Raw genomic sequence first — 18,350 nt, 5'->3', positions numbered from 1 at the left:
GCTCAGACCGGTCCTGGCGCGGCGAGCCCCATCTCCGCGCGCCACCGCTGATGCCGCGCGAGCAGGTCATCCACGATCTCGGGATGCGCGCTCGCGACGTCATGCTGCTCGCCGGGGTCGACGCGAAGGTCGAAGAGCTGGAGCCCGTCTCCCGGCTCGGTGTGCTCGACCGCGCGGACGTAACGGGCGGTCGGGGAGGCCGCATCGAACCAGCTCAGCTTCCACGGGCCGCGACGCACCGCCCACTGCCATCCGCACTCCCAGTGCAGATCGCGCGCCTCGTCGGGCGGCGTGCCGCGCAGGATCGGCCGCAGGTCGGTGCCGTCGCTGAACGGTCGGGGCGCGACACCGGCGGCCGCGGCGATCGTGGGGGCGAGATCGAGAGCGCTGACCGGGACGTCGATGGTCGCCCCCTGCGGCGAGACCCCCGGCCACCGCACCAGGAAGGGCACGCGGACGCCGCCCTCCCACACCGTGTACTTCGAGCCGCGCAGCGCCCCGTTGTCGCCGTAGTTGCACTGCGATCCGCCGTTGTCGGTGAGGTAGACGACGATAGTGTCCTCCGCGAGCCCCGCCTGGTCGAGGTGATCCAGGACCCGCCCGATCTCGCGATCCATCAGTTCGAGCTGTGCCAGGTAGAAGGCGCGCCCGTCGGGGAGGCGAGGGCTGATCGCACCGTCGTACCAGTCCAGATACTCGCTCGCCCCCGGGTCCCAGTCGGAGATCTCGGGAAGCCCCCGCGCTGCCCGCTCGTCGTCGGGAAGCTGCCAGCAGAAGTTGTGCACGGCGTTGAAGGCGACCATCGCGAAGAACGGTTCGTGTTCGTGCCGCTCGATGAAGCCGATCGCGCGCTCGGCGATCTCGGTCGTGGTGAACCCGTCGAACGCGGCGGGTTCCGTGCCAGACCAGAACGGCTGCACTCCCATGGCCTCGGCGGACTGCCCGTACGCCTCGACGGCTTCCGGGGTGTGATGCCGATAGTGCAGTCGACCCATCGACTGCCCCGCCAGGCCGTAGAACGACTCGTCGAAGCCGTGCCGGGGCGGGGCGCCCCGATCCTTCTCGGTCTCCGAGCCGTAGTGCACCTTTCCGAAGTAGCCGGTCGCGTAACCGGCGGAGCGCACCTGCTCGGCGATCGTCGGGACATCGCCGATCTCGGCGGAGTCGAACCACAGCGCTCCCCAGCGCTGCTGATACTGCCCGGAGATGATCGCCGCGCGCGACGGGGAGCAGATGGGAGCGGTGACGTACGCATCCGAGAAGGTCGCGCCTTCGGCGGCGAGACGATCGAGCGCCGGGGTGCGAACACCCGGGGTCCCCAGCGCCGACCGGTCCGCGTAGCCGTGGTCGTCCGAGACGATCAACAGGATGTTGGGAGCACGCCGCGTCATGCGCAACCGTCCCACGCAGGAGCGCCGAAGGCCAGATACGGGTCATCATCCAGCGGAGCGACCTGTCCTGCGCCCGTCACAGGCAGGCGGGAGCCGTCGCGCCGCGTGTCGTGCACGTGGGCATCGAACCATTCCGCGAGACGCCGACGCATCGCGGCGATCTCGCCCCGGCGGTCGTCGTCGTCGATCAGGTTGCGTCGCTCACCCGGGTCGAGGATCAGGTCGTAGAACTCGTGCGGACCGAACGGGTATCGATGCACGTACTTGCGACCCGCGCTGCGGATCATGCGCGCGGGCCCGTACTCGGTGTGCACGACGACGTCACGCTCCTCGTCCTCGTGCCCCTCAGGTCCGACTCCGCGCAGCACGTCCGCCATGCGGCGCCCTGGCCCCTCCTCGAAGGGCGCGGGATCCAGCCCGACGAGGTCGAGCAGCGTGGGCGCGAAGTCGTAGGCGCTCACGAGGACATCGCTCACCCCACCCGGGGGCACGCGTCCCGGCGCACTGACGATGAACGGCACCAGGACCGACTCGTCGTACATGTTGATCGGGAACGTCCCGTTGCCCTTGCCCCAGATGCCGTGATGTCCGGCGTTGAAGCCGTTGTCGCTCGTGAACACGATCACGGTCTCGCCCTCGATCCCCTGGGCGCGCACGCTGTCGAGGATCCGCCCGATCGCGGCGTCCATCGCCGTGACCGCGGCGAAGTAGCCGATGAGAGCCTCCCGCGCATCGGGTTCACCGCCGATCGGAGCGCCGTCGAGGGTCTGCTGCCAGGGGTGCGCGGCCTCCTGGGGACAGCTCTCGAAAGCGCAGTCCCGATACAGCGCGGTGTACTCCTCGGGATGCTGACCCGCGAACGGCTTGTGCGGAGCCGTGAAGTTCACGGCGAGGAAGAACGGGGAATCCCCGTCCGCCTCGTCTTCGATGAACGAGATCGCGTCGTCGGCGATCACGTCGGTCAGATACCCCTCGACGTTCACGGCGAGGCCGTCGCGATACATGAGTGCCCGGTCGTAGCTGCTCCCGCCCCCGTGGAGCGCGAACCAGTGCACGAACCCGCGGCGCGGTACATCGCTCGCCCCGAGATGCCATTTTCCGCTGAGGCCCAGCCGGTAGCCGGCATCGGCCAGTGCATCCGTGAACGTCGACATGCCCGCCAGGTAGTCGGTGCTCTCGGCGCCCGCATGCGGACCGTCGAGATAGTCGTGCACACCGTGCTGCGAGGGGACCCGCGCGGTGAGCAGCGACGCCCGCGCGGGCGAGCACACCGGCGATGCGCAGAAGAAGCGCGACAGCCGCACTCCTCCCGCGGCCAGGGCATCGATCACGGGAGTGCGGATCTCGGTGTTGCCCGCCGCTCCCAGCGCCCACGGGCCCTGATCGTCGCTGACGATCATGATGATGTTCGGCGAATCCTGTCGCGCCGACCTCATACAGTCACCCGTGACAGCATCGGGATCTGCTGCGAGCGCTGCACCACGGCCGATTCGTAGCTGGCCAGGACCAGTTCGACGACGTGTCGCGCGTGTTCCAGCGGCACGGCGGGGGCCTCCCCGTCGATCACGCCGAGGAAGTCCGCCAGCTGTGCCGTGAAAGCGTGCTGGATGTCGTCGGGGTGCGGTTCTCGCACCCGACGCGTCTGCCCGTCGCTGCGGACGAGCGTGCCCACCCGCGGATCCGTTTCGATGACGCCTCTCTCGCAGACGATGGTGAGGGAATCGCTGTGCGTCGGCGCGTCGCTGACGACCGCGATGGTCACACCGACCCCGTTGGCCAGTCGCAGGGCGATCATGCCGTCGGTCTCGACGGGGACGCCGAATCGCTGTGCCACGCTCGCGCTCACGTCGACCGCCCGCGCACCGCCGAACCACAGAGAGCGGTCGAGACAATGCCCACCGATGTTGAGGAGCGCGCCGCCGCCCGCGATCGACCGGGAGAAGAACCACTCGGGACGTCTGCCCGGTCGGTAGTCGGTGCTGCGATGGTCGCGGATCATCACGACGTCGCCGAGATCGCCCGCGGCCAGCACGTCGCGCGCCATCACCTTGTCGGGAAGGAAGTGCTGGATGTGCCCGATCGCGAGCCCGACCCCCGCATCGCGGGTCTCCTGCACCATGAGGTCGCAATCCTGCAGGCTCGTCGCCATCGGCTTCTCGACCAGCACGTGCTTGCCGGCACGCGCCGCGTCGACCGTCATCGGCAGATGCAGGGAGTGCGGGGTGTTCACGATCACCGCGTCGACGTCGGAGCTCTCGACGAGCGCCCGGTAGTCGGTGTGGATCCGCACGCCGTCGACGCCCTGCACCGCTCTCGCCGCGGCGGTCTCATCGATGTCGCAGACGGCGGTCAGCCGCGCCCCCGGCAGGGCCTCCGCGGCGGCGACGTGATACTTCGCGACGGCGCCGGCGCCGATCAATCCGATACGCATGAAACTCCTCGTTGTTCACTCGGGCGCGGTGGCGCCGCAGGAGCGGCGGATCACGATACGCGGCCGAAGCCTGATCTGGTGCAGCGGGCAGTCGTCGCCCTCGATGAGACGACGCAGCAGCACGTCGGCGGCCATCCGTCCGATGCGGTACTTGGGAGGGGCGACAGCGCTGAGGGGGACCTCGGCGAGATCGGCGACCTCGTCGTCGTAGGAGACGAGGGCGATGTCGCCGGGAACGGTCAGCCCTCCGCGACGAATCGCGCCCTGCAGCAGGGTCGCCTCACGGTCGCCGAAGACGAGGGCCGCAGTCGCCTCGAGCGCACGAAGCTGTTCGAACGCCCCCTGCGCGGAGTCGGCCTCCCACGCGGACTTGGGCAGCGCGTATTCGAGCCCGGCGGCGAGGCCGAGCTCCTGGATCGCGTGCCGGTAGCCGCTCAGGATCGCGGGTCCGGTCGGGGTGCGCTCGCGCATCAGCAGTGCGATGCGCTCATGGCCCAGAGCAGCGAGGTGCTGCACCGCGTCGTAGGCCCCGCCGCGATGGTCCGAGCAGACATGCTCGGTGCGGTCGCGCGGGCCGGCGTCCATGAGGCTCCGCTCCACCATCACGACCGGCACCGGCAGCCGCATCAGCTCCTCCGCACGCCCGCGGGGATCATCGATCTCGGTCATCGTCGGCGAGAGGAGCAGTCCGTCGACACCGGCGTCGAGCAGCGATTCGATCGCGGCGTCCTCTTTCGTCCAGTCGTAGCGGTAGGTCACCAGCTGCAGTGTCGCGCCCGCGGCGGAGAGCGATTCGTCGATGCCCTGGAGCACGCGCGGATAGTAGAGCTGGGTGTCGGGCAGCAGCACGCCGATGCGCCGACGCACGCGCTCTTCACGCGGGCGGACATGTGCGACGAAGCTCCCGGCACCCTGCCGGCGCACGACGACGCCCTCGGCCACCAGGTCGTCGAAGGCGCGACGGACCGTGGTCAGGGAGTATCCGGTCTCATCGGTGAGCTGCTGCTCGGTCGGCAGCTTCTCTCCGGCGGTCCAGGTGCCGGCGCGGATCCCGCGGCGCAGTTCGTCGGCGAGCGCCTCGAACTTCAGGCCCTTCGAATCCGCATCGCGAATCACTGATCGTCGTACCGCCACGGCTGTCCCCTTCCTGCCTCACCTCTCTGAAGTCTGCCTGCCGAGAAGATAGGAATAAAGAAGTATTCGCAGCGAGAAGTCCCCCCGCATGAGGCCCACCCGCGCCGATTCCCGAAATCGGAAGGGTCCATTTCCGGATTACTCCTTGAATACTCTCTCCGCGACTTGTTTGAGTCGAGCTTCCGGGGCGAAGTGGCCCCGCCGTGAAAGGAAATCCGATGGCGAAGATCCGTACGTTCTCTGCACTCGCTCTCGTCGGCGTTCTGGCGGTCTCCGCCAGCGGATGCGCTTCCGCCGCCGGCGGTTCGTCGAGCGAGACCCTCACCTACTGGTCCATGTGGAAGGAGGGTGAGGCGCAGCAGAAGGTCGTGGCAGCCGCGATCGCCGACTTCGAGAAGGAGACCGGCATCGAGGTCGACGTGCAGTGGCAGGGACGAGACAACATCAAGAAGGTCGTCCCGACCCTCAACACCAACAAGGTGCCCGACCTGGTCGACGGCTCGTTCGCGAAGCTCGCCCCGATCCTCGCCGAGACCGGTCAGGCGAAGTCGCTCGAGGAGGCGTACGACGCCGAGGTCGACGGCGAAGCGGTCTCGGACCTGATCCCCCGCGCCTACCTCGACGTCGATTCGCTGTCCGTCGAAGGCGGCGACGCCCCGTGGATGCTCCCCTACTCGCTCACGAGCGACGCGATCTGGTTCAATGCGGCTGCGCACCCCGAGTTCGTCGACGGCGCTCCCCAGGACTGGTCGGAGTTCATCGGCGCCCTCGATGCGATCAAGGCCGGCGGCGAGACCCCGTTCGCGGTCGACGGCGACGTGTCGGGCTACAACGCGTACTGGTACACGACCGCGATGGTCCGCGTCGCGGGGCCCGGATCGCTCAAGGAGATCGCCGAGGACCCGACCGGGGAAGGTTGGGACTCGCCGGAGGCGCTCGAAGCGGCCGAGCTCGTCGAGGAACTGGTGCAGGGCGACTACTTCATCTCGGGCTACAACGCGAGCAAGTGGCCGGCGCAGCAGCAGGCCTGGGCGGACAACAAGGCGGCGCTGCTCTTCAACGGCACCTGGATCCCCACCGAGACCGGCCCCTACGCCGCGGAGGGGTTCGAATACTCGTCCTTCCCGTTCCCGACCGTCGACGGGGGCAGCAACGCCCAGCGCGCGGACTTCGTCGGGTTCGCGGTCCCGTCCCGCGCGAAGAACTCCGCTGCCGCGCAGCAGTTCGCCGCGTACTTCCTCGGCAAGACCTACCAGGACCAGCTGGGCAGCGACGCGAAGATCATCCCGATCCGCGCGGACGCCACGGTGAGCCCGGAGATGTCGACCGTCAAGGCGGCTCTCGACTCCGCCGACGGCTACTACCAGCAGAACGACGGGATCAGCTTCCCGGGCTACACGGAGAAGCTGCTCTGGCCCACGATCGACCAGCTGGTGCTCGGGAAGATCTCCGCCGCGGAGTTCGTGGCAGAGATGAAGAGCGGCCAGATCGACTACTGGAAGCAGAACTCATGACACGGGTCGCCGCGCCGATGCCGCGTCCGACCGCGAGCCGGACCGCTCCTCGGCAGATCCGCACCAGGGGCAACGCGATCGATCGCGCGCGCAAACGCCTCTTCGTCCCCTTCGTGGGGCCGGCGTTCCTGCTCTACACCGTGCTGTTCGTCGTCCCTGCCTGCTACGCGGTCTGGATCAGCTTCAACAAGTGGGCAGGCGCCGGCCCGATGGAGTTCGTCGGCCTCGGCAACTACGTGCGCCTGTTCTCCGACAAGCTGTTCCTGCAGTCCTTCGGCAACACGCTGCTGCTGCTGTTCGTCGTGGGCATCGCGATCTTCGCGATCTCCTTCGGCCTCACGCTGGTGCTGCGCGACATGACAGGACGCAAGATCGCCCGTTCGGTGATCTTCTTCCCGCATCTCGTGAACGCGATGATCTTCGGCGTGCTCGCCGGGTTCATCTTCAACCCGGGCGGGCTGGTCAACAGCCTGCTCGCCGTGTTCGGGGTCGACGAACCGCCCGCCTGGCTGTCCCACGACAACCTCTTCCCGCTGATCATGGTGATGATGACGTGGGTCACCACGGGCTATTTCACGACGATCCTCATGGCCGGTGTCGACCGGATTCCTCCGTACTACTACGAGGACTGCGCGCTGGCGGGGGCCAACGCCTTCCAGCGTCTGCGCTACGTGATCCTCCCGCTCACGTGGGATGTGTTCGGCACGTGCGCGGTGCTGTGGACGATCTCCTCGGTGAAGATCTTCGAGATCATCTGGGTCTTCGGCGGGTCCACCGGGGCGGGCATGCCTCCGACGCAGACCTGGACGACCGCGGTCTACACCTACGTGACCGCCTTCTCGGGCGAGTCCGTCCCCGCGTATGGCGCGGCGTCGGCGTCGGCCGTCCTCTCGCTCGCACTGGTCTCGGTGCTCGTGTTGCTTTTGCGTCGCGTCATGAAGCGCGACGCGGTGGAGTTCTAGGAGAAATCGTGACCACCACTGACATGCTCCCCACGCCCTCGCTGACCACCGAAGCCGTCGTCGTCCCGCCCGAGAGGCGGCGTCGGCGTCGCCCCGGCGCGGCGATCGGTCGCGAGCGCAGCCTGCTGCGCGGCATCGGTCTCGTGCTCCTGTGGGCCTTCGTCGCCCTGAACATCGCCTGGATGGCGTGGATGGTCGTCCAGGCCTTCCGCGACACGCGATCGATCCTCAGCGATCCGTGGGGGATGCCCACCTCGCTCGACCCGATCAACTTCGTCACCGCGTGGACGGTCGGAGACTTCGCCACCGCCACGATGAACAGCGTCGTCACCACCGTCGTGTCGTCGTTCCTCACGGTGCTCCTGGCGGCCCCGGCCGCCTACTACCTCAGCCGCGTGGAGAACCGTTTCACGAGCTCACTGACGATGTACTTCGTCCTCGGGCTCGGGATCCCCGCGCAGGTCATCCTGATCCCCTTGTTCGTGATGCTGAACGAGGTCTACCTGACCGACAGCCTGATCGGGCTGAACCTCGTCTACATCGGCGTCTCGATGCCCTTCACCGTGTTCCTCCTGACGGCCTTCTTCCGGTCGCTGCCGATTGAGCTCGAGGAAGCGGCGGCGCTGGACGGCACGACCGCGTTCGGCACCTTCTGGCGGATCACCCTGCCGCTCGCGAAGGGCGGGATCCTCACGGCGTTCGTGCTCCAGGTGATCTCGCACTGGAATGAGACGCTGCTCGCGCTCACGCTTCTGCAGTCCACCAGCAACTACACGCTGCCGGTCGCACTCATCTCGTTCATCCAGCAGCAGACCTACTCCGGCGCCGACTGGGGCGGACTGTTCGCGGGGCTGTGCATCGTGGTGCTGCCCATGCTCGCCATCTACCTGTGGCTCGGCCGCCGACTGACGGAGGGGCTCACGTTGGGTATGGGCAAGTGACGCGAGAGCTGCCCGTCTCGGGTCGTCGCCCGAACATCCTGCTCGTGATGGCGGACCAGCTCGCAGCCCACGTCCTCGATCGGGATCCCGGAGGCGTTCGCACCCCGCACCTCGACCGGCTGCGTGCCTCCGGGGCCGACTTCGCGCGGGCGTACGTGTCGTTCCCGCTCTGCGTGCCGTCCAGGGCGAGCCTGCTCACCGGACGGATGCCCCACGAGGTCGGAGTCGACGGAAACCGTCCTGCGGATGCCGTCGAACCCGGCACACGCTCCGACAGCCTCGGGCATCTCCTGTCCGCCGCGGGATACGACTGCGCCTACGCGGGCAAATGGCATGCGACGACACCGGAGCCTCCCGAAGACGCCGGCTTCCGAGTGATCCATCCCTTCGGCGATGAGGGTCTCGTCGACGCCTGCTCCTCGTGGATGGCGGAGCGTGAGGTGGCAGACGCGCCGTTCCTGCTGGTGGCGTCCTTCGACGACCCGCACACCATCTGCGAGTATGCGCGCAACCAGCCGCTGCCCTATGGGAATGTCGAACTCGGCGATGTGCGCGACGCTCCGGCTCTGCCCCTCAACTTCGCACCCGGCCCCTATGAATCACAGGCGGTGCGCGACGAGCGGTCTCGCGCCGCACTGTCGTATGGAACGCTCGACTACGGCCCGGACGACTGGCGGCAGTATCGTGCGGCGTACCGCCGGCTGATCGAGCGCTTCGACGCGCATCTGGGCGATCTGCTGGCGGGCCTGGAAGCGTCGGGGCATGCGGATGCGACGATCGTGATCGTGACGAGCGATCACGGCGACGGCGACGGCGCCCACGGCTGGAATCAGAAGACGGCTCTCTTCGAGGAGTGCGTGCGCGTGCCGTTGCTCGTGAGCGGCCCCGGCGTCGCTCCGGGGGTGCGATCCGTCCCGGTCTCGGCCAGCATCGACATCCTGCCGACGTTGCTGCAGCTGTCGTCGACGCCTCGTCCGCCCGGCCTCACGGGCGTCCCCCTCCGCATCGCCGAAGCGGCGGACAGCGCGGACGCACACGATCGTCGCGTCGTCGTCGAGACGCTCTTCGATCACGTCTCCCCTCCTCGCACGCGCGGACGTGCGCTCTACCACGGGCGCCACAAGTACGTCGTCTACAGCGGGGGCCGGCATCGCGAGCAGCTCTTCGACATCGAGGCCGATCCGGGGGAGATGCGCAACCTCGTGGTGGAGTCCGCATACGACGCCGTCCTCGAAGACCTGCGGGGGCACCTGTACGAGTGGTGCTCCGCGTCGGACGATCGCGACTTCCTCAAGTACCTCGTGCTGCCCGCCCACGCCGCGCACGAGGCGCATCGCGAGATCTTCGCGAAGCCCTACTGACCGCACCGAAGGCGCGCAGGACGACGGCGTTCCTGCGCCCGGCCAACGATCTCACCTGACGTCGAGGTCGAGCCTCGGCGGGGAAGAAACGGTGCGCACCGGAGTCAGCCTGTCCGTCCCTCACGGCCGGCAGGCCGCGCAAGGGTGGCCAACGTCACCGCGAGGTGCTCGAAGCCTGCCTTCGCCGCCGGATCGATCAGCCACTGGAGCACGGCTCCGTTCAGCAGCGCAAGACACACCGAGCCGACCTTCTCCGCATCCGACGCGGTCACGAGATCGCGGGGGACGGCGAGGACGACGGCCGTGAGGTCCACCCGCGCGCGCTCGTAGGTGGAGCGGTACTGGTCGCGCACCTCCGCCGAGAACTCGGCCTGGGCGTACGCCTGCACGCTGGCTGCGACGACGCGGCGCTCGTCCGCATCGGCGGCGAGGATCGCGCTCAGGAACCGCTCCAGCCGATCGGCCGGCGTTCCGACGTCGACACCGTCGGCCGCCTCGGCGATGCGATCGCCCCATCCTTCGATGAGTTGGATCAAGGCCGCATTCATCAGCGCATCCTTCGAGCCGAAGTGATAGCCGATCGACGCGAGGTTCGCACCCGGAGAGGCGGCGACGATGTCCCGCGCGGTGGTGTGCGCGAAGCCGCGCTCGATGAGACATACCCGTGCTCCTTCGAGCAGACGCTCCCGCTGTCCCATGCGACGATGCTAGCGCAGTTCATGTACAGGTGTGTTATACATATGTCTTATACATTTGTATATCTACGGAAATGAGAGACAGCATGCCCGAAGACCACTCCCTGCTGGCACCGCCGCAGCACGCGCCGGCGATCCCGATCGCGATCGACTGGGACGACGCATCCCGCACGGTCGAGACGGTTCTCACGACCCATCTGTGGGCGGCTCCCCCACTCGAACGCGGTGCCCCCGCCCATGACCGCGCGTTCGAGGCGCTCCGGGACCTGAAGGTGGACTACGCACGCTTCCTCCCCTGGTTCTCCAATCCGCTGGTCTCGGTGCCGGCGCTGTCCGCGCCGACCGAGACGCACACCTCCTGGGACTTCTCGCGACTCGACCCCTACGTCGAGGACTTCCTGAGCGCGGCCGAGGGGCGTCCGGTCGTCGCGAACTTCGCCACCATCCCGCACTGGATGTTCGTGGGAGGCGATCAGGTCGACATCGGACCGGATCGGGACCACATCCATTGGGACTACGAACAGGGCGAACAGTTTCGCGATGAGACGCTCGAGGAGGTCGCCGACTACTTCTTCCGCATCGCGAGCTGGTACATCGCCGGAGGCTTCGTCGACGAACTCGGCGTACGCCACGAGTCCGGACACCGGTACAGGTTCGCGCAGTGGGAGGTGCTCTGCGAGCCCGATCTGAACCGTCGCATGACCCCCGAGACATACACGCGCCTCTACGACGCCGTCGTGACACGCCTGCGCACCCTCGATCCCGAGATGACGTTCGTCGGCCTGTCGCTCAGCCACGTGCATCACGACCCCGAGTACTTCTGGTACTTCCTCGACCCGGCCAATCACGCCCCGGGCATCCCCCTCGACGCATTCTCGGTGCACTTCTACGCCTCCCCCGACATCGTGAACCCGTTCGGACCGGAGGGAAACCCCCCACCCGCCCACTGGGAGACCGCCTTCTTCACGCAAGCCGACGGGTTCATCGAGCAGTTGCGCTACATCCGGTCGATCGCGGATCGCCTCTCGCCCGACACGCGCATGCTGCTGAACGAGATCGGCACCTACCCCTCGGACGTGATGAATCCGAGCCCGTCGATCCCCTCGGAGTACTGGCCGCTCAGTGCGACGGTGCAGTCCTACCTCTGGGCACGCAGCCTCGAGATCGGCGCCGACCTGTTCGGTGTTGCCGAGTTCAACGGCTATCCCGGCATGATCCCGGGCACGTCCCTCGTCGACTGGGAGACCGGCGAGCCGAATGCTCGCTATCGCGCGCTGAAGCTCCTCGTCGACAGCGTGCGCCTCGGCGATGTGATCGCACCGACGACCACCGGGTATCCCGGGTTCCCGGACGCGCGCGTTCATGCACAAGCCTTCACGGGAGCCGACGGAGCGCGTGCCGTGGTGCTCGTGAACAAGCGGGGCGTGCCGGTCGACGTCGAGGTGGCCGACTGGAGCGGTTCATCGACCCTCCGCTCCGTCGACGTGATATCGGGGGATCACGAGCCGCACGAGCGCGAGATGACCGAAGGCAGACTCACCCTCGAGCCGCACGCGACCGCCGTGCTCGCGCGACGCTGATTCTGAGTAACGCGGGGTCGGCGCCACCGAGACGCAAGGCGCCGACCCCGTGCTCGCCGCCGATGCCGATCCTCACAGCATCGCCGTGAGCACCCCGCCATCCGCGCGGACAGCCGCCCCGTTGGTCGCCGAGGCGCGGGGACTCGCGAGATACGCGACGAGAGCCGCCACCTCGATCGGGTCGAGGAAGCGTTCGATCAGCGAGGTGCGGTTCTGGCCGATGATGGCCTGCTTCATGGCTTCCGCCGGCAGCTCCTGCGCCTGGGCCAGCGCCTCGACCGCCGCCACCACGCCGTCGGAGTAGGTCGGCCCGCCCAGCACGGTGTTCACGGTGACGGCGGTGCCACGGGTGAGCTTCGCCAGGCCGTTGCCGAGGGCGATCATCGCCGCCTTGGTCGCCCCGTAGTGCACCATGTCGGCGGGGACGTTGACCCCCGATTCGCTGCTGACGAAGATGACCCGCCCCCACCCTCGCTCGAGCATCCCGCCGAGAAGGTGCCGCGACAGCCGGACGCCGCTCATGACGTTGACCTGGAAGTAGCGCTCCCACTCGTCATCGCCGACCGTGTCGAACTCCGCGAGGCCGAACAGCCCCACGTTGTTGACGAGGATGTCGACCTCGCCGAGCGCATCGAGGAGCCGTGCCACCTCCTCCGGCTTCGCGAAGTCCGCGACGACACCGGATGCGGTCACCCTCGGGTGCGCAGCGCGCAGGCGCTCGACCGCCGCGTCGACCGCCACCGCGTCGCGGCCGTTCACGATCACGCGTACGCCCTCGGCGGCGAGCGCATCGGCGATCGCGTATCCTATCCCTCGGCTCGACCCGCTGATGAATGCCGTCCTGCCCTGCAGTCGCAAATCCATTGTGTTCTCCCGTTCCCGCCGTCGAAGAGCCTATTCACTTGCTCAGGAAAGTCACTCTAGAGCAGTTGACTTGCCGAGGAAAGTCAGCAATGCCGGAAATCCGGGCCTGATGGCATACCCTGGACGCATGCCCGAGCAGTCGAGTCCCGCACCGTTGAGTGACGAGCACCTGGAGATCTGGGCGTCCGTCGCCACCCTGTTGGAGCGCCTTCCGACGGCGCTCGACGCGCAGCTGCAGCGCGACAGCGGCCTCACGCACTTCGAGCACGGCATCCTCTTCGCCCTCGACTCCGCACCGGAGCGCCGGCTGCGGCTCAGCATCCTCGCCGCCTATGCGAGCTGCACACTGTCCCGGCTGTCGCGTGCGATCTCGCGACTGGAGTCCCAGGGATGGGTGCGTCGAGAGATCGACGCGACCGACGGACGCTTCACCCTCGGCGTGCTGACGGACGACGGCCACGCGAAGGTCGTCGAGTCCACGCCGGGTCATCAGGCGCTGGTGCAGCGGCTCGTCTTCGACACGCTCACCGCCGCTCAGGCGCGGCAGCTGGGGACGATCAGCCGGCGCATCTCCGCGGCGATCAGCACCGAGCCGACCTGGACGCCCACATGACGGAGACCCGGGACAGCTTCCATTCACGTGAATCCACCTCGTCCTTTCCGGCGTAGGCTGGAGGGAAGGACGGACCGTCCGAGAAGATCTCCCGGCACCGCGCCCGCCCGGAAGTGGAGTCACTCGTGGCTCAGTACGATGTCTCGAACCGCTCGGCGATCGTGACGGGAGCCGGCAGCGGAATCGGACGCTCGACCGCTCTCCTGCTGGCGAAGAACGGCGCATCGGTCGTGGTCAACGACCTGAATGCGGAGCACGCGAACGCGGTCGTCGAAGAGATCCGCGCCGCCGGTGGTACCGCAGAGGCGTCGGTCGGCGATGCGACGGATGCCGCATGGATCGCCTCCTCGATCGAGCTCGCCAACTCGCTCGCACCGCTGCGCATCGGCGTCAACAACGCCGGCATCGGCGGCGCCAGCGCTCCGACGGCCGAGTACGAGGACGAGGCGTGGGACAAGGTCATCGCGATCAACCTCAACGCGGTGTTCCGCAACATGAAGGCGCAGATCCCGTCGATCCTCGCGAACGGCGGCGGCTCGGTCGTCAACATCGCATCGATTCTCGGCAGCGTCGGCTTCGCCGGTTCCCCCGCCTATGTCACCGCCAAGCACGGCGTGGTCGGTATGACCAAGTCCGCGGCGCTCGAGTACTCCGCGAAGGGCGTTCGCGTGAACTCGGTCGGCCCCGGCTTCATCGACACACCACTGCTCGCGAACATGGGCGACGAGGCGAAGGACTTCCTCGTGAGCAAGCACCCGATCGGACGTCTGGGCCAGGCCGACGAGGTCGCGAACCTCATCGTCTTCCTCGCCAGCGACGCCGCGAGCTTCATCACCGGCAGCTACCACCTGGTCGACGGCGGCTACACCGCCCTCTGACGCCTACAGCCCTTCCGCGATCTCCTTGATCGCGGCGAGGCGGCGGTCCCACTCGCGCCCGATCACGTCGAGCTTCTCCGCCGTGGCGGAGAGCTCCGCACCGATGACGCGGAAGCGCACCTCGCGCCCCACCCGCACGGGCTCGACGAGGCCCACTTCCTGGAGCACGGCGAGGTGCTTCGCGATCGCCTGTCGCGACACCGGAAGGCGACCGGCGAGGGCGGATGCCGACGCATCCCCCTCGCCGAGAGCCGTCAGGATGCTCCAGCGCGTCGCGTCCGCGAGCGCCGCGAACATGGGCAGGAGGGTTGCTGCGGTCACGCTTCCCCCTCGACGAGGGCGACCATCTTGTCGAGCTCGAGATCCCAACCGGTGCGGTGCGATTCGAGGTTGGCGATCGGGTCGGACGTGCGCTCGAAACCGCTCTCGACGACCGTGAGCCGGGTTCCGCCGTCGGCCTCCTCGAGCGTGAAGGTGAAGGTGGTCGAGGTGGATTCGTCGATGCTCTCCGGCAGCTTTCCGAGCGCGTCGTCGTTGTTCCAGCGGTACGTGATGCGCCGCGGCTCGTCGTACTCCTCGATCCGCAGCGGGATCACGTCGTAGTCGGGGAACGTCATCGTGCCGGTCGCGCCGGCACCGGCGCCGTCGAGCACGGTGCGCCCGAACCAGCGGGAGACGTGCTCAGGCTCGGCCACAGCTCGCCACACCTTGTCGACGGGTGCGGCGATCTGGATGCTGCGTCGAACCGAGAAGGTCTCCTCGTCGACGACGGATGCCTCGTTATGGGTCATGTTCACCATGATGGGTCCTTTCCTGGTTTCCCGCATGTACCGCCGGCCGATCGACCAGCTGCAACTCTAGAGTTGCACATGCTCAAAGCCAGCACAACCCCCGGGTTGCATTCGGCGGCTACTCACTCCCGGGGTCGACGCCTCTCGAGGAACCCCGCCAGCAGCACGGCGACGAGCGCGGCGACCGGGGCGACCAGCAGCCCCGCCCGCAGACTCTCGTTCTCGGCGATGTACCCGACGAACGGGGGCGAGAGCAGGAAGCCGAGGCGCAACAGCCACGACACGATGGTGAGCCCGACGCCCGCCCGCAACCCCGGCAGCTCGTCCGCCGCATGCATCGCCGCGGGGATCAGTGTCGCGATGCCGAAGCCCACCGCTGCGAACCCGAGGATCGTGCCCGGCACCGTCGGGAAGGCGAGAGCGAGCGTCATGCCGACCGCCGCGATGACGCCACCGACCCTGGCGACCCATCGCTGCCCGAAGCGGTCGGTGAGGGGATCGCCGATGATGCGGCCGACGAACTGCGCACCGACCAGGGCGATGAAGCCGAGCGGCGCGATCGCCGCCGCGGCCCCGAGAGAATCGGCGAGGTAGAGGGTGGCCCACGAGTTCCCGGCATCCTCGGCGACGGCGCCGGCCATCGCGATGAGGGTCAGCGCGATGATCGCGATGACGGTGCGGGGCGTCACGCCGCGACGCAGCGCCCCCTTCAGGTCAGCGGGTTCAGCCGCGGCATCCGTCTCGACATCGTCGCGACCCGGCAGGCAGAACCGGAGTGCGACCAGGGCGACGGTGGCGAACACGGCCGTCGAGATGCCGAGGTGCACCCCCAGGGGCAGCCGCAGCGCGATCGCGACGGCGGCCATCACGCCACCGAGCACGGCGCCGATCGACCAGATCGCATGGAAGCCGTTGATGATCGAGCGACCGAACCGCCGCTGCACCCGAAGACCGTGCGCGTTCTGTGCGACATCGGTGATCGCATCAGACGCTCCGCCGAGGAACAGCGCGACGGCGAACAGCACACCCGACGGCGCGAGTGCCGCCGACAGCAGCCCGAGACTCGTGAGCACGGTGCCGATGACCGCGATGCGCGCCGACCCGAATCGGCGGATCAGCACAGCCGCCAGGAGTCCCGCGGCGATCGCGCCGGCGGGGAATGCGGCGATCGCGAAGCCGTAGCCGAGGTTGTCGAGCCCGAGCCCCGACTTGATCTCCGGGTACCGCGGCAGGATGTTCGCGAACAGCGCCCCGTTGGTCAGGAAAAGCGCGGAGACGGCGACGCGCGCACGTCGGGATGCCCGATCCGGGGCCGCGCGTCGAATCGATTCGATGGAAGGCATGTCTACGATCGTACGATGCTCTCGGGGTCGCCGCCGACACGGGTCGCGCGACCCCCTCCTCTCCCGACTCGCACCCGGTTCGCCACTCGCGCTCCCTACCGACCGTCACCGCACCCCGCAACCCCGTTCCTCACATCCGCGGCTCGACCTACGCTCGTGCCATGCCCGAACTCACCCAGCCCACCGGCCGCGAAGAGGCCCTGCGTGCCGTCCCCCGCGATGACGGATCCGCGCCCCGCGTCCTGGTGCTCGGGGCGACCGGATACATCGGCGGACGACTGACCCCGCGCCTGCGCAACGCCGGCTACCGGGTGCGCGTGCTGGCGCGCGACGCGGCGCGTGCGGCATCCTTCCCCTGGGGTCCCGACTGCGAGATCGTCGAGGGCTCGGCGGACGATGCGGATGCCGTCGCCGAGGCCATGGAAGACGTCGACGTCGTGTACTACCTCATCCACTCGATGTCGGCGGGCAAGAGCTTCGAGGAGAGCGACGAACGGGCGGCGACGACGGTGGCGGATGCTGCCGCGGAAGCGGGCGTCCGGCGCATCGTCTATCTCGGCGGACTGCATCCTGATGACGCCGAGCTCTCCCCGCATCTGCGTTCGCGGGTGCGCGTGGGCGAGATCTTCCTGCGCTCGGGCGTGCCGACCCTCGTGCTGCAGGCGGGCGTCGTGATCGGATCGGGGTCGGCGTCGTTCGAGATGATCCGACATCTCACCGACGTACTGCCCTACATGCCGGCGCCGAAGTGGGTGCGCAACCGCATCCAGCCGATCGCCGTGCGCGACGTGCTGCACTACCTGCTCGGCGCCGCACGGGTGGATGCCGACGTGAACCGGGCCGTCGACATCGGCGGGCCCGACGTGCTGCGGTACGGCCAGATGATGAACGGGTATGCGGTCGAGGCGGGACTGCCCCAGCGCGCCATCGCGGCCCTGCCCGTGCTGACCCCGGGACTCGCCTCGCACTGGGTGAACCTGGTGACCCCGGTGCCGCGGTCGATCGCCCGACCGCTCGTCGCGTCGCTGCAGAACGAGTGCATCATGAAGGACCACGCGGTCGACGAGCTGATCCCCCGCCCCGAAGACGGCCTGACCCCGTACCGACGCGCTGTCGACCTCGCCCTCGGTCGGGTGCGGGGCGACACCATCGAGACGAGCTGGCAGGACTCCGAGGTCTCCGGCGCCCCGAGCGATCCGCTGCCGAGCGACCCGGAATGGGCGGGTCGCACCGTGTTCACCGACTCGCGCTCGGTGACCACGAGCGCTTCGCCCGCGGAGCTGTGGCGCGTGATCCTCGGCATCGGCGGGGAGAACGGCTGGTACTCCTCCCCGCTGCTGTGGGCGGTGCGCGGGTGGATGGACCGGCTCGTCGGCGGCGTCGGGCTCAGCCGCGGGCGGCGCAGCCGCACCGCCGCACGCGTGGGCGATGCGATCGACTTCTGGCGCGTCGAGGCCGTGGAGACGACGGATGCCGGATCACTGCTGCGTCTCCGCGCCGAGATGAAGGTGCCCGGCGAGGCGTGGCTCGAGCTGCGCGCGGTGCCCGACGACGCTTCCGACCGCGGTGGCGCCCGGTTTGAGCAGCGCGCGATCTTCTTCCCCCGAGGACTCACCGGCCGGCTCTACTGGCTGGCCGTGCTGCCCTTCCACGGACTGATCTTCGCGGGCATGGCGGCGCGCATCACGGCCGCCGCCGAGGGCATGGCCCCCTCGGCGCCCGACGCGGAGGCGGCCCCGAGCGTCACCGGCAGCGCGGGCTCAGGCCGTCCTGCCGATTCAGGCCGTCCCGCCGATTCAGGCCGATCCACGGGCACGCTGCCTGATCCCGCGTGATCGCCTGATCCCACGAG

Annotated in this window: 17 protein-coding genes; 8 read left to right on the top strand and 9 right to left on the bottom strand. The window is 68.5% G+C overall.

Annotated features, from left to right (window positions below):
• Positions 1-2: 2 nt before the first annotated feature.
• The 4 genes from CQ042_RS10365 to CQ042_RS10350 are packed head-to-tail and all read right to left on the bottom strand — an operon-like array spanning position 3 to position 4,938.
• Positions 3-1,391: a sulfatase gene (locus tag CQ042_RS10365; protein ID WP_105670480.1), complete on the bottom strand. Its 1,389-nt coding sequence runs from the start codon at positions 1,389-1,391 to the stop codon at positions 3-5.
• On the bottom strand, positions 1,388-2,827 hold the full coding sequence (locus CQ042_RS10360; protein WP_105670400.1) for a sulfatase-like hydrolase/transferase: 1,440 nt from the start codon (positions 2,825-2,827) through the stop codon (positions 1,388-1,390). Before CQ042_RS10360 ends, CQ042_RS10365 begins: the two co-directional genes overlap by 4 nt.
• On the bottom strand, positions 2,824-3,822 hold the full coding sequence (locus tag CQ042_RS10355; RefSeq protein WP_105670399.1) for a Gfo/Idh/MocA family protein: 999 nt from the start codon (positions 3,820-3,822) through the stop codon (positions 2,824-2,826). The genes CQ042_RS10360 and CQ042_RS10355 overlap by 4 nt, the downstream gene beginning before the upstream one ends.
• A gap of 15 nt (positions 3,823-3,837) precedes the next feature.
• Entirely contained in the window at positions 3,838-4,938 is a 1,101-nt protein-coding gene (locus CQ042_RS10350) for a substrate-binding domain-containing protein (RefSeq protein ID WP_258132217.1), read from the bottom strand.
• Between the two features lie 236 nt (positions 4,939-5,174).
• Here CQ042_RS10350 and CQ042_RS10345 point away from each other — a divergent pair, with 236 nt between their 5' ends.
• The 4 genes from CQ042_RS10345 to CQ042_RS10330 are packed head-to-tail and all read left to right on the top strand — an operon-like array spanning position 5,175 to position 9,734.
• Complete coding sequence (locus CQ042_RS10345; protein ID WP_105670397.1) at positions 5,175-6,470, top strand: ABC transporter substrate-binding protein; 1,296 nt, start codon at positions 5,175-5,177, stop codon at positions 6,468-6,470.
• Positions 6,467-7,432: a carbohydrate ABC transporter permease gene (locus CQ042_RS10340; RefSeq protein WP_105670396.1), complete on the top strand. Its 966-nt coding sequence runs from the start codon at positions 6,467-6,469 to the stop codon at positions 7,430-7,432. The genes CQ042_RS10345 and CQ042_RS10340 overlap by 4 nt, the downstream gene beginning before the upstream one ends.
• An 8-nt stretch (positions 7,433-7,440) precedes the next feature.
• Positions 7,441-8,373, top strand: a complete 933-nt coding sequence (locus CQ042_RS10335) for a carbohydrate ABC transporter permease (protein WP_258132216.1) — start codon at positions 7,441-7,443, stop codon at positions 8,371-8,373.
• Entirely contained in the window at positions 8,370-9,734 is a 1,365-nt protein-coding gene (locus tag CQ042_RS10330) for a sulfatase (RefSeq protein ID WP_105670395.1), read from the top strand. Before CQ042_RS10335 ends, CQ042_RS10330 begins: the two co-directional genes overlap by 4 nt.
• A gap of 104 nt (positions 9,735-9,838) precedes the next feature.
• On the opposite strand, the gene CQ042_RS10325 is transcribed toward CQ042_RS10330, so the two are convergent.
• Entirely contained in the window at positions 9,839-10,432 is a 594-nt protein-coding gene (locus CQ042_RS10325) for a TetR/AcrR family transcriptional regulator (protein WP_105670394.1), read from the bottom strand.
• Positions 10,433-10,515: 83 nt separating this feature from the next.
• On the opposite strand from CQ042_RS10325, the gene CQ042_RS10320 reads away from it, so the two are divergent.
• On the top strand, positions 10,516-12,009 hold the full coding sequence (locus CQ042_RS10320) for a hypothetical protein (protein WP_181157529.1): 1,494 nt from the start codon (positions 10,516-10,518) through the stop codon (positions 12,007-12,009).
• 72 nt (positions 12,010-12,081) lie between these two features.
• Here the strand turns inward: CQ042_RS10320 and CQ042_RS10315 are convergent, their stop codons facing one another.
• The gene (locus CQ042_RS10315) at positions 12,082-12,873 is read right to left on the bottom strand and encodes an SDR family NAD(P)-dependent oxidoreductase (protein ID WP_105670393.1); all 792 of its coding nucleotides are present in this window, start codon (positions 12,871-12,873) and stop codon (positions 12,082-12,084) included.
• A gap of 127 nt (positions 12,874-13,000) precedes the next feature.
• Here CQ042_RS10315 and CQ042_RS10310 point away from each other — a divergent pair, with 127 nt between their 5' ends.
• Positions 13,001-13,486, top strand: a complete 486-nt coding sequence (locus CQ042_RS10310; protein WP_105670478.1) for a MarR family winged helix-turn-helix transcriptional regulator — start codon at positions 13,001-13,003, stop codon at positions 13,484-13,486.
• A 125-nt stretch (positions 13,487-13,611) separates the two neighbouring features.
• On the top strand, positions 13,612-14,364 hold the full coding sequence (locus tag CQ042_RS10305; protein WP_105670392.1) for an SDR family NAD(P)-dependent oxidoreductase: 753 nt from the start codon (positions 13,612-13,614) through the stop codon (positions 14,362-14,364).
• A gap of 3 nt (positions 14,365-14,367) precedes the next feature.
• Here CQ042_RS10305 and CQ042_RS10300 read toward each other — a convergent pair whose 3' ends face one another.
• The 3 genes from CQ042_RS10300 to CQ042_RS10290 all read right to left on the bottom strand — a co-directional run bounded on the left by CQ042_RS10300 (position 14,368) and on the right by CQ042_RS10290 (position 16,498).
• A complete protein-coding gene (locus CQ042_RS10300; protein ID WP_308736980.1) occupies positions 14,368-14,685 on the bottom strand; it encodes a metalloregulator ArsR/SmtB family transcription factor in 318 nt (105 codons plus the stop codon).
• Entirely contained in the window at positions 14,682-15,155 is a 474-nt protein-coding gene (locus tag CQ042_RS10295) for an SRPBCC domain-containing protein (RefSeq protein ID WP_258132215.1), read from the bottom strand. The genes CQ042_RS10300 and CQ042_RS10295 overlap by 4 nt, the downstream gene beginning before the upstream one ends.
• Positions 15,156-15,277: 122 nt before the next feature.
• Positions 15,278-16,498 carry an MFS transporter gene (locus tag CQ042_RS10290; protein WP_105670389.1) on the bottom strand — a complete coding sequence of 407 codons (1,221 nt, stop codon included), beginning with the start codon at positions 16,496-16,498 and terminating at the stop codon, positions 15,278-15,280.
• Positions 16,499-16,659: 161 nt separating this feature from the next.
• Between CQ042_RS10290 and CQ042_RS10285 the strand changes: the two genes are divergently transcribed.
• A complete protein-coding gene (locus tag CQ042_RS10285) occupies positions 16,660-18,333 on the top strand; it encodes an SDR family oxidoreductase (RefSeq protein WP_105670388.1) in 1,674 nt (557 codons plus the stop codon).
• Positions 18,334-18,350: the final 17 nt, after the last annotated feature.

It is taken from the genome of Microbacterium sp. MYb62 (assembly GCF_002979475.1).
Lineage (GTDB): Bacteria > Actinomycetota > Actinomycetes > Actinomycetales > Microbacteriaceae > Microbacterium.
Note: the sequence above shows the minus strand (reverse complement) of the source record. Positions and strands in the feature narration are given on the sequence as shown.

Excerpts from the sequence above, each read along its gene's own strand:
- CQ042_RS10365 (WP_105670480.1), bottom strand. The coding sequence starts at position 1,391 with ATGACGCGGCGTGCTCCCAACATCCTGTTGATCGTCTCGGACGACCAC.
- CQ042_RS10360 (WP_105670400.1), bottom strand. The coding sequence starts at position 2,827 with ATGAGGTCGGCGCGACAGGATTCGCCGAACATCATCATGATCGTCAGC.
- CQ042_RS10355 (WP_105670399.1), bottom strand. The coding sequence starts at position 3,822 with ATGCGTATCGGATTGATCGGCGCCGGCGCCGTCGCGAAGTATCACGTC.
- CQ042_RS10345 (WP_105670397.1), top strand. The coding sequence starts at position 5,175 with ATGGCGAAGATCCGTACGTTCTCTGCACTCGCTCTCGTCGGCGTTCTG.
- CQ042_RS10340 (WP_105670396.1), top strand. The coding sequence starts at position 6,467 with ATGACACGGGTCGCCGCGCCGATGCCGCGTCCGACCGCGAGCCGGACC.
- CQ042_RS10325 (WP_105670394.1), bottom strand. The coding sequence starts at position 10,432 with ATGGGACAGCGGGAGCGTCTGCTCGAAGGAGCACGGGTATGTCTCATC.
- CQ042_RS10320 (WP_181157529.1), top strand. The coding sequence starts at position 10,516 with ATGCCCGAAGACCACTCCCTGCTGGCACCGCCGCAGCACGCGCCGGCG.
- CQ042_RS10315 (WP_105670393.1), bottom strand. The coding sequence starts at position 12,873 with ATGGATTTGCGACTGCAGGGCAGGACGGCATTCATCAGCGGGTCGAGC.
- CQ042_RS10310 (WP_105670478.1), top strand. The coding sequence starts at position 13,001 with ATGCCCGAGCAGTCGAGTCCCGCACCGTTGAGTGACGAGCACCTGGAG.
- CQ042_RS10295 (WP_258132215.1), bottom strand. The coding sequence starts at position 15,155 with ATGACCCATAACGAGGCATCCGTCGTCGACGAGGAGACCTTCTCGGTT.
- CQ042_RS10290 (WP_105670389.1), bottom strand. The coding sequence starts at position 16,498 with ATGCCTTCCATCGAATCGATTCGACGCGCGGCCCCGGATCGGGCATCC.
- CQ042_RS10285 (WP_105670388.1), top strand. The coding sequence starts at position 16,660 with ATGCCCGAACTCACCCAGCCCACCGGCCGCGAAGAGGCCCTGCGTGCC.